The sequence below is a fragment of the Micromonospora foliorum genome, from assembly GCF_022229015.1.
Lineage (GTDB): Bacteria > Actinomycetota > Actinomycetes > Mycobacteriales > Micromonosporaceae > Micromonospora > Micromonospora foliorum.
Map to the genome: position 1 here is coordinate 1 of NZ_JAKKFF010000171.1, position 6,627 is coordinate 6,627.

Genomic DNA, 6,627 nt, shown 5'->3' on the forward strand with positions numbered 1-6,627 from the left:
GGGCGGGCGGCGGCGGCCGGGTTCGCGACGGCGGTCGCCCCGGCCGTGGCGATCAGCGCGGCGGCGGCCGTGGCCGCCACCATCCTGAACAGATTCGTTCGTCTCATCACTGTCCTTGTCGTCGGGGGACGGTTGCCGCGGTGGCTGTGACCACGGGGGTGGGGGTGCGGCGGTGCAGCGCCGGCCGATGCGCGAGGGCCGGTGTCGAGAGAGACGGGCGTTACGGGCGGCGTGGGGGCACCGCTCGTCCTGGAAACACCAGATGGGTACGACCATCAACGGGCCTCCCCAGGAGGCCCGTTGAATCTTCCGAGAGTGTGCACAGAACCGTGCACACCTTTGTCAAAATCTTGCGCTACTTTGGCCAAAGGTTACTGACGTGCTACGGGAGCGTCAACACTTCGACCATCGTGACTATTGACGGACATGTCTGCCCTGACGGCCTCCGTCCCCGCTGACCTGCCCACAAATGCGGGGAAGGTGCCGCCTCCCGACGACTGGAGGCCACACCTTCCCCGAAGTTGCGCGGATCTTGCGTCAGGTCGTGCGGTAACGATCAGGCATCTGGCGCCGTCAGCACGAACGTCTCCAGCAGCTCCCCGCCGTACCAGTCCGTGCGCTGGCCCACGTGTGTCATGCCCAGCCTCCGAGCGACCGCCATCGACGGCTCGTTGTCCGGCGACACGACCGCGTAGATCTCCCGGGTGCCGGAGGCGAACTCCCGGGCTACCGCCACGCGGGCCGCCTCGGTGGCGTAGCCGTGACCCCACGCGTCCGGGTGCAGGTGCCAGCCCACCTCGATGTCGTCGGTCCGGCGCGACTCGTCGCGCCCCGGCAACGGCTTGAGCAACACGGTGCCCACCACCTGACCCGTCTCGCGGACCTCGATCGCCCAGGTGCCGTACCGGCCGCCGTCGGCGGCATGCCGCTCCTGCCAGATCCGCAGCCGCTCAACGGCCTGGGCCGGGGTGGTCATTGGCAGACCCGACGCCAGGCCCAGATATCGACTGATCTCGGGACGCGAGTAGATGTCGTAGATCCGGGCCAGGTCGGCCGGATCGTCGGTCCAATCGCGCAGGATCAGGCGTTCGGTGGTGAGAACAGTCATGACCGGCGATCTTAAGGAGTGGCGGCCCCGACGACAGGGAAGGAGGACCCGATGGGCAACGGATGGCAGCGCGCGAAACGGATCACCAGTGCCGCGTTCCGTCCGGTGCGCGGACGGGACCTGTCGCTGCACGCCGCCGCGATCACCTTCTACGGGGCGATCGCCGTGGTGCCGGTCGCCCTGCTGGCGATCTGGCTCACCGCACTGGTGGCCGGGGCCGACCGGGTACGCCGACTCACCTCGTACGCCGTGGAGGCCCTGCCCACCGCGATCGGCGCGCCCCGGGCGGTGGAGGCGCTGGTCGACGCCGGGGTGGGGTTGACCCCGCTGCTGGCGCTGGCCTCCCTGTTGCCCGCCTCGCTGTACGGCGAGGGCCTGCGGCGGGCGTTCGTCTCGGTGGCCGCGCCCCGCTCCGACGAGCACCTGGTCGGCTGGCGGGGCCGGCTCCTGCTGCTGCCACTGCTCGCGCCGGCCCCCGCGCTGCTGCTGTCGATCCTGCTGGCGCTCCCGCTCACCACCCGCCTCGTACGCCAGGGCGGGTGGCTCGGTGCGCTCGGCGTGGTGCTGTCGTTCCTGGCGGTCTGGCTGGTGCTCACGCCGGTGCTGGTGTGGGTGTTCCGGGTCGTCGGGCCGGCCTCACCGGACTGGCTCTCCACCCTCGGGATCGGGTCGTTCACCGCGGCGAACCTCTCCGGCTTCCTGCACGGCTTCGTGCTCTTCGCCTCGCTCCCGCTGGACCTGGGAGTGCCCTTCGGCGGCTTCGACGAGATCGGCGCCGGCGTGGCCGTCCTCCTCTGGCTCTACCTGTTCCACGTGATCGTCCTGGCCGGCTACTCCGCCACCCTGGCCCTCTCCCGCTGGCGCGCCCAGACCACCCCCACCCCCACCCCCTAGCGCGTTGATCATGAAGTTATTGCCACTCGCCCCGGCGTGTCCTGGCAATAACTTCATGATCACCGCAGGCCAGGGCGGGGGCGCCGGGTGGGGGTGGGGAGGGGTGGGGTGGTGGTGGAAGGGGTGACCGGGTTGGCGGGGCGGACTAGGCTGCCGCGGCATGAGCAGTGAGATTCCGGCCCGCGCCGACGTCGTGATCGTCGGTGCCGGGCACAACGGTCTGGTATCCGCGGTCCTGCTGGCCCGGGCCGGCCTGGACGTCCTCGTGCTGGAGGCCGCGGACGTGATCGGCGGCGCGACCCGCACCGAGAACCCGTTCCCGAAGGTGCCGGGGCTGCGCCACTCCACCGGGTCGTACCTGCTCGGGCTCATGCCCCCGGAGCTGCTCGCCACGCTCGACGTACGGATCCCGGTGCTACGCCGCGACCCGCACTACTTCCTGCCCACCCCGGGTGGCCTCGGCTCGCCGTACCTGCTCTTCGGCAGTGACACCGCCGCCACCCGGGCGCAGCTCACCGAGTTCTTCTCCGCCGCCGACGTGGCCGCCGACGATGCCATGCAGGCCGAGCTGGCCGCGCTGCGGGAAGACCTCGCCCCGGCCTGGCTGGCCGAACCGTTGAGCGTCCAGGAGACCGCCGAGCGGCACGTCCGCCCGGCGCTGCGCCAGGTCTTCGTCGACCTCGTGCAGGGCTCCGTCGCCGACTACCTGGCCCGGTTCGAGTTCCGCTCCGAGCTGCTGGTCAGCATGTACGCGGTCACCGACGGCCTGTCCGGGCTCAACGCCGGCCCGGACGACCCCGGCACCGGCCACAACTTCCTCGTGCACAACATGTGCCGGCTGCCCGGCTCCGGCGGCACCTGGATGATCGCCGAGGGCGGGATGGGCACGGTCTCCCGGACGTTCGCCGAGGCCGCACGCGCCGCCGGGGCGACGATCCGGACCGGTACGCCGGTGCGGGCGGTGACCCTGGACGGCGGCGCGGCGAGCGGAGTGGTGCTGGCCGACGGTCGGGAGGTCGCCGCCCGGGTGGTGCTCGGCGCGTGTGACCCGTACCGGCTGATGGACCTGTTGCCCGACGGCGCGCTGCCGGCGCGGCTGGGCGAACGGATGGCGGCGGTCCGCCGGCCCGGCACCACCCTCAAGCTCAACCTGGCGCTCACCGGGCTGCCCCGGTTCTCCTGCCTGCCGGACGGTACGCCGAGCCCGTTCGGCTCGACCATCCACCTGCTGCCCGGGTCGGCGTCGCTTGTCGGCGAGGCCGCGGCCTCGCCGATGACCGCGCTGCGCGCGATGTGGGCGGACGTGCAGGCCGGGCTCCTGCCGGCGGAGCCCACCATCGAGTGGTACCTGCACACCACCGTCGACCCGTCGCTCTCCGACGCGGCCGGGCACCACTCGTCGGCGCTCTTCGTCCAGTCCGTTCCCTACCAGCTGGCCGGCACCACCTGGGACGCGGAACTGCCCGGCTACGTCGACCGGCTGATCGGGATCGTCGAGCGGTACGCCCCCGGCACCGCCGACCTGATCGCCGACGCGGTGCCGCTGCCGCCGCCCGGCATCGAGGAGCACTTCGGCATCACCGGCGGGCACATCCACCACGTGGACAACACCGTCTCGTTCACCGACCGGATGCCCTACGCTACCGGCGTCGACGGCGTGTACGCCGGCAGCGCCGGCTGCCACCCGGCCGGCAGTGTCATCGGCGCCGCCGGCCACAACGCCGCCCGCCGGATCCTGTCCGACCTGGCGAGCTGAGCAGCCCCCGCAGTTTCACCCCGCGCGGGCCCCCTCACCGCGTTGATCATGGACTCGTGGTGCCCGCTTTGAGACACGGGGCGGCTTTTGTTAGCCACCACAACTCCATGATCGACGCGCTTCGAGGAACTGTCAGATCACGGCCTCGCCGGCCGGGGCGGGGGTCTCCGCGTCCACGCGGTGCGCGCGGACCTTGTGGCCCACGCTGGTGAGGCAGCGACCGCTGGGCAGGTCGAAGCGCCAGCCGTGCAGCTGGCAGGTGAGCTGGTCACCGTCGACGATGCCGAAGCGGGTCAGGTCCGCCTTCAGGTGCGGGCAGCGCCGCTGCACCACCCAGTCGCCCAGCGTGATGTCCTCGGCGTCGGTGCTGCGTTCGTGCTCGTCGTACCAGCCCTCGGCGTACTGGAGCCGCTCCTCGGAGAGGCACTTGAAGAACGCGTAGACGAACTCGTTGTACTGGCCGATCCGGGCCGCCGAGAACCGGCAGGACAGGAAGAGCGAGTTGACCCAGTCCACCTCGTCGATGAAGAGCAGGTGCTCGATCAGCGACCGCTCGGTCCGGAACCGGTAGCGCACCTTCTCGTCCGCGTACGGCCGGACCTCCTTTCCGGGGAAGTCCACCACGATCGACTCGACGCTCTCGCCGTCGTAGCCCACCAGGTCGAACCGGACCGGGCCGCCGACCCCCTTGGCCAGGTAGATCGACTCGTCGAGCAGTGGCTCGATCCGGCGCTTCATCTCGCCGAGCACGTCCACCTCGGGGTGCCGCCAGGACGCCTTCTCCGCCTCGATGATCGGGCGCTTGCGCTCCCGCATCTCCTCCAGGTGCGCGACCTTGTTCGCGAAGAACTCCTCCACCGGCACCGGGTGGGTGGTGCTCGCGCCCTCGGTGGTGACCTCGGCGACGCTGCCCGGCAGCAGCACGATCCCGTTGGTGCCGCCGACCTTGGCGTACTCCGACAGGAACACGGACTGGTCGGGAAAAATGTTGCCCTCGTCGCCGTGGATGTCGTTGAACTGCCACAGGGCGTCGTCGAGGAAGCACGGCGGGCCGGCGATCGGGAAGACGTGCGACGCCTTCAGGTCGTCGATGTACCGCCAGGTCCGGTCGAACTGCCGGTCACGCTTCTGCTTGCCGAACGCGGTCTTCGCCGCCTGCGGCAGCTCGTAGACCATCGGGTACCAGATCGCGCCGGAGAACTGGAGCAGGTGCGCGTGCACGTGCCCCAGCTCGGCGAAGACGCTCAGGTCGGTGGGGCGGGCGTCGTTCTGGTTGAGCAGCCGCACACCCTCGTACTCGACCCAGAGCGAGGAGTCGCCGATCGGCCCGTCGGTCGGGCTGGTCAACGCCTGAATCATGATCTTCAGGCCGCCGGGCAGCTCCACCACCTGCTCGTTGGGCGCCTTCAGGAACTTGGTGAAGCCCAGCGCCCGGAACTCGTCCTCCATCTCCGAGGTCGGGAACTCGGGGAGCAGGACCGTGGCGTCCTTCGAGACGAACTCCCGCAGGTGCTTCGCGTCGAAGTGGTCCCGGTGCAGGTGGGAGACGTACAGGTAGTCGACCTGCCCCAGGCTCTCCCAGTCCAGCAATGAATTGTCCGGAAACGGGAACCACGACGCGAAGTAGGCCGGATTGACCCACGGGTCGCACAGGATGCTGCCCGCGGCCGTGTCGATCCGCATGCTGGCGTGCCCGGTTCCGGTCACTCGCACCGCACAGTCCCCCTCAAACAGACAATCAGGTGTACGCCAAACGCTACCGGAGCGAGTCTGACCGCCGCCCCGCGACGCCGGTAGTGCCGTCCAGCCCAGGTGGGCAGGGCCGACGGCCAGGAAACCCCCACCCCACCGCGCCGCGTACGAGGCGTGCCAGACTAACCAAAGATCCGATCGCGAGGGAAGGACCGACAGTGGCAGGAAGCGAGCCGGTAACGTCGCCAGACCAGCACAAGCCCGGGCACCGCAAGGCCGGGCAGATCGGCGCCGTGCTGTCCGCACTGGCGCTGCTGGCGATGATCTGCGGCAACCACGAGGGCAGGGTCGAGGACATCTGGCTGATCGGCCTGGCCGCGCTGCTGCTGATCATCGTGATCGGCGACGTCGTGCTGCGCCGCAACGGTCTGCGCTCCTGACCCGACCCACCGCCGGACGACCGGCCGAGAACGCCGAGGGCCCGCCCCCACCCGGGGGACGGGCCCTCGTCCGTACGCGTCGGGGTCAGCGCCCGAAGAGAATGTCCTGCACGTCCTTGAGCGCGGCGTCGACCTCGGCCTCGAAGTAGCCACCCGGCACCAGGCCGAACCGGAGCGTGTCCAGGTCCTTCGGGTCGACCGGCATCGGGTTGCGGCGCTGCATGCCACCGAGCAGCGTCTCGAAGAACCGGTCCACCTGGTCGGGGTCGTACCCGCTGCCGAACCGGCGCACCTGGAAGCTGCGGCGGATCTGGTCGACCCGGTACAGGTCGCTGCCGGGCGGACCGGCCATCGGCGGGCCACCCATCGGGGGACCACCCATGGGCGGGCCACCCATCGGCGGGCCGGCCACCGCGGGCGGACCGGCCATCGGCGGACCACCCATGCCCTGCTGCGGCAGCGGAGGCGGACCGGCCGGACCACGGCGCATGTCGCGCGGGTCCCGCTCCGGCATCCGGATCTCGGCCGTCATGTCGGCGCGACCGTGCCGCCCGGCCTCGAAGCCGTCGAAGCGCGGCTCCTCCGGCGGCGGCGGATAACCGCCGGGCGCCCGCTGGTCGTCGGGGCCGTACCCGCCGCGCTGGTCATCCGGGCCGTACCCACCGGGTGAGCGCTGGTCGTCCGGGGGGCCGTACCCACTGGGGCCGGGGGGCAGGCCGCGCTGCGGCATGCCGTGG

General features: G+C 71.0%; 5 protein-coding genes and 1 pseudogene. 3 read left to right on the forward strand and 3 right to left on the reverse strand.

Annotation, left to right across the window (positions count from 1 at the left end; genetic code table 11):
• Positions 1–556 precede the first annotated feature (556 nt).
• On the reverse strand, positions 557–1,108 hold the full coding sequence (locus PSH25_RS14055; protein ID WP_238659522.1) for a GNAT family N-acetyltransferase: 552 nt from the start codon (positions 1,106–1,108) through the stop codon (positions 557–559).
• A 51-nt stretch (positions 1,109–1,159) separates the two neighbouring features.
• Between PSH25_RS14055 and PSH25_RS14060 the strand changes: the two genes are divergently transcribed.
• On the forward strand, positions 1,160–2,002 hold the full coding sequence (locus PSH25_RS14060; RefSeq protein ID WP_238659523.1) for a YhjD/YihY/BrkB family envelope integrity protein: 843 nt from the start codon (positions 1,160–1,162) through the stop codon (positions 2,000–2,002).
• 160 nt (positions 2,003–2,162) lie between these two features.
• Complete coding sequence (locus tag PSH25_RS14065; RefSeq protein ID WP_238659524.1) at positions 2,163–3,758, forward strand: phytoene desaturase family protein; 1,596 nt, start codon at positions 2,163–2,165, stop codon at positions 3,756–3,758.
• Positions 3,759–3,890: 132 nt separating this feature from the next.
• On the opposite strand, the gene PSH25_RS14070 is transcribed toward PSH25_RS14065, so the two are convergent.
• A complete protein-coding gene (locus tag PSH25_RS14070; protein ID WP_238659525.1) occupies positions 3,891–5,471 on the reverse strand; it encodes a Rieske 2Fe-2S domain-containing protein in 1,581 nt (526 codons plus the stop codon).
• Between the two features lie 197 nt (positions 5,472–5,668).
• Between PSH25_RS14070 and PSH25_RS14075 the strand changes: the two genes are divergently transcribed.
• Positions 5,669–5,890: a DUF2631 domain-containing protein gene (locus tag PSH25_RS14075; protein WP_036391268.1), complete on the forward strand. Its 222-nt coding sequence runs from the start codon at positions 5,669–5,671 to the stop codon at positions 5,888–5,890.
• Positions 5,891–5,975: 85 nt separating this feature from the next.
• Here PSH25_RS14075 and PSH25_RS14080 read toward each other — a convergent pair.
• Positions 5,976–6,627: pseudogene (locus PSH25_RS14080) on the reverse strand (DivIVA domain-containing protein); the annotation flags it as partial.

Bases quoted from the DNA above. Each gene is read 5' to 3' on its own strand.
- PSH25_RS14060 (WP_238659523.1), top strand. From the start codon at position 1,160: ATGGGCAACGGATGGCAGCGCGCGAAACGGATCACCAGTGCCGCGTTC.
- PSH25_RS14065 (WP_238659524.1), top strand. From the start codon at position 2,163: ATGAGCAGTGAGATTCCGGCCCGCGCCGACGTCGTGATCGTCGGTGCC.
- PSH25_RS14055 (WP_238659522.1), bottom strand. From the start codon at position 1,108: ATGACTGTTCTCACCACCGAACGCCTGATCCTGCGCGATTGGACCGAC.